The following is a 3202-nucleotide window of genomic DNA, read 5'->3' as shown; positions in this document are numbered from 1 at the left end:
GTCGCGCCGGGCGACGAGGTGGTCCTCAACTGGGCCCCGGCGTGCGGGAACTGCCACTTCTGCGGCCTGGGCGAGCCCTGGCTGTGCGCGTCGGCGGGCGCCGCCGCCACCGTCCCGTACGCGAAGTTGGCCGCCGACGGCACCGAGCTGTACCCCGGCCTCGGCACCGCGGTCTTCGCCGAGGAGACCGTTGTCGCGGCGAACGCCGTCCTCCCGCTGCCCGGCGGCGTACCGCTCGTCGAGGCGGCTCTGCTGGGCTGCGCCGTGCTGACGGGCTGGGGCGCGGTCCACCATGCGGCGGCCGTCGGGCCCGGCGAGTCGGTGGCGGTGTTCGGCGCGGGCGGGGTCGGCCTGTCGGCCGTGCAGGCGGCCCGTATCGCGGGCGCAGAGACGATCGTCGTGGTCGATGTGTCCGAGGCTAAGGAGGAGTTGGCGCGCGCGGCCGGGGCGACGGAGTTCGTCGTGGCCGCGGGCGAGGACACCGCCAAGCGCGTCCGCCGCCTGACCGGCGGGCTCGGCACGGACGTCGCGATCGAGTGCGTGGGCCGCGCGGAGACGATCCGCACCGCCTGGTCGGCGACCCGCCGCGGCGGCCGTACGACGGTGGTCGGCATCGGCGGCCAGGACCAGCAGGTCACTTTCTCCGCGCTGGAACTCTTCTACTTCGGCCGGACGTTGTCCGGTTGTGTCTACGGCAACAGCGACCCGGCGAAGGACCTCCCTGCCATCGCGGAACACGTCCGCGCTGGCCGGCTGGACCTCGCCGGCATGGTCACCGACCGCATCGGCCTCGACGCCATCCCGGCCGCGTTCGACGCCATGCTCGCGGGCCGAGGCGGCCGCACGCTGGTGGTGTTCTGAGACAACCGGTCCGATACCGGCCGCTGAAACTCGCAGCTGCCCTCATCAAGTCAGGAGCAGGGCGGCGTCAAGCCAGGAGCAGGGCGGCGTCCCAGGCCGGGGGAGTGCGACCATCCGTGGCGTAGGTGTGCAGGGCGAGGGCGATACCGGCGGCACCCTCGAGGAAGCTGGGACGGTGAGGTGCTATCTGCTGGTCTGAAGGGAGATACGGGTGGGTGTAGGCGAATCCGAAGGGCAGAGCGGAGTCGTAGGCAGTGAGGAGGGGCGCAACCAGTTGGGGCAGCAGGTCGGTGAGCCGCCGGTCAGCGCTGTCGTGTGCCATGCGCCAGGCGATGTGCAGCAGACCGGCCCAGCCGTGGCACAGTGAACTGTCCGTGATCTGGGAAGGCCGGGCTGTGAGCGCGTCAACGAGTGCTTGTGTGGCGATGTGTTGCCAGTCATCGCGGCTGAGTGCGCGTCCGGCGAGGTAAAGCGCCCTGGCCGCGCCGGGGGTGCCGTAACACCAGGCGGCCTTGGGAGCGTTGGCATGCGGTGTCCCGGTGTTGTCGACGAGTTCGTCGAAGCCGACTGCCCGGGGCCATCCTCCTCCCGCGATGCGGGTGGCCAAGAGATGATCGACGATACGTGCCATGGCTTCGTCCTGGCCGGGGACCGTGATGCCGGCTTCCCGCCCCAGGGCGAGCAGGGCCAGGGGACCGCAGATGCCGTGGGCGAGGCCGAGGTTGAAGTGCCCGCGGTCGAAGCGGTGATCGGCTCCGGTGTCCGGCCGGGTGGGGACCCACCAGCCGGGCACGGTGTGACCGTGGACGGTGATGGGGTGGGTGAGCCGGACAAGGTAGGACAGGAGCGCGAGCAGCCCGTCGCGGTGGCGGGGATGTCGCAGCAGCAGATAGCGTCCGATCCCACTGACACCGGCGATGGTGTCGTACGCGCTCATGCGAACTCCTGCGGCTCCGGCGTTCAACCGCGCTTCTTCGTCGGCGAGGTGGGAGCGGAGCGATGCGGTGACCCGCTCGTCGATGCGGTCGAGCAGCCGGGCGTAATCGTCGCTGTGGCGCCGGCCCAGCCGGGCCGCGAAGGCCAGGGATGCTGCACCGGTGAAGAGTCCGCTGTGGTGGGGGGTGGACAGGTGGCGGGCTGCTTTGGCGAGGTGGGAGTGCAGGGCTATCCGGTGCCCTGGCTCGGTGCGGGCGAGTTCGGCGTAGAGCAGCGCCACACCGGGATGGCCTTCTGCCAGGGTGAGAGGGGCCCAGGGATGTACGGGTGCGGGCCTGCCCAGGTAACGATCCAGGTTGCCCGGAGTGCTGGCCGCGGCCGCGACGCTGTCGGGATCAGAGAGTTGCTCGGCGACCTCGGCAACGATCTGCCCGGCTTGCTTCCGGGAAAGCACGGAGTCGGTGGTCTGCTCCGTCATCCCTCGCTCCTGCTCCTGCGTCGGTCCCGGTGGGCCCGGAGTGCACCGCGGGCGATGGCGAGTGTGGCCTTCTCCGCTTGTGGGTCGATGCCGATGAGCCTGTTGTGATGCATGTGGAACAGGGAAGACAGCACCTGGTTCTGCGCCCCTGCCGCGGACCGGGACGAGCGCAGGGCGTGGCTGTAGGCGACCAGTGTCCGGGAGCGTTGGGCCCAGAGCGAGAGCAGCGCATTTCCGCCCGGGTGCGCACGCAGCGCGGCCCAGGCCGTATAGGGGTCGATGATGCTGATCGCCTCGTGGCGGCGGCGCTGGAACTCCTTGTGCGCATCGTTGGCGGGGAAGGAGTGCAACAACCACTCCTCCCAAGGGAGTTCCCTGTGGGCTCCGCTCTCCGCGCCCGCTTGTTCATCAGGCTGCTGCGGGAAAAAGGCGCATGCCATGTTCACGTAGCCGGCGGCCGCGACGATCAGGGGGTCTACCGGCAAGCGGCCGTTGCCGAGCAGCCCCAGCGTCTCGACGACGGCGCGGCTGTCGGCGCAGAAGACGTGTTCAGCAGCTGCTATCGCCTCCGGGCCGCCATAGCGCGCTGTCTCCGGCTCGTAGGTGTCGAGGGTGAGTCTCTGGATCAAGCCGTGACTGCGCAGGTCAGCGGCCCAGGTGTGAACAGCCGGCAACAGCGCCGTCGTGAGTGTCCCGGGTGTTCCGTGGAAGCGGAGCCTGAGGTGGTGATCCTGGTCGCGGTAGCGGAGGAAGAACCAGCGATCCACGTCGGCGGGCAACGCCGCTGTCAGGCGTGGCAGATGCGCGGTGAGGAGTTCGTCATGGCGCTCGGGTGTGCAGTGCACCGTGGCGTACAGCCACTCGCCGCCGGGCAGATGCGCAGTGCGGGAGGAGCGCGGCCACGGGCGGGGACGGGCCTCCTTGGGG

General features: G+C 70.4%; 3 protein-coding genes. 1 reads left to right on the top strand and 2 read right to left on the bottom strand.

Annotated features, from left to right (window positions below):
* The coding region (locus AOK16_RS23465) for a zinc-binding dehydrogenase (RefSeq protein WP_055474134.1) at nucleotides 1–861 on the top strand (861 nt) is incomplete at its 5' end.
* Nucleotides 862–928: 67 nt separating this feature from the next.
* Here the strand turns inward: AOK16_RS23465 and AOK16_RS23460 are convergent.
* Together AOK16_RS23460 and AOK16_RS23455 are read right to left on the bottom strand one after the other, a co-directional pair.
* On the bottom strand, nucleotides 929–2275 hold the full coding sequence (locus tag AOK16_RS23460; RefSeq protein ID WP_055474133.1) for a lanthionine synthetase C family protein: 1347 nt from the start codon (nucleotides 2273–2275) through the stop codon (nucleotides 929–931).
* A partial coding sequence (locus AOK16_RS23455) for a thiopeptide-type bacteriocin biosynthesis protein (protein WP_055474132.1) occupies nucleotides 2272–3202 on the bottom strand: 931 nt, incomplete at its 5' end. The genes AOK16_RS23455 and AOK16_RS23460, both read right to left, overlap by 4 nt.

The organism is Streptomyces pathocidini, assembly GCF_001418495.1.
GTDB classification, from domain to species: domain Bacteria; phylum Actinomycetota; class Actinomycetes; order Streptomycetales; family Streptomycetaceae; genus Streptomyces; species Streptomyces pathocidini.
This window is presented reverse-complemented; position numbering and strand designations above follow the sequence as displayed.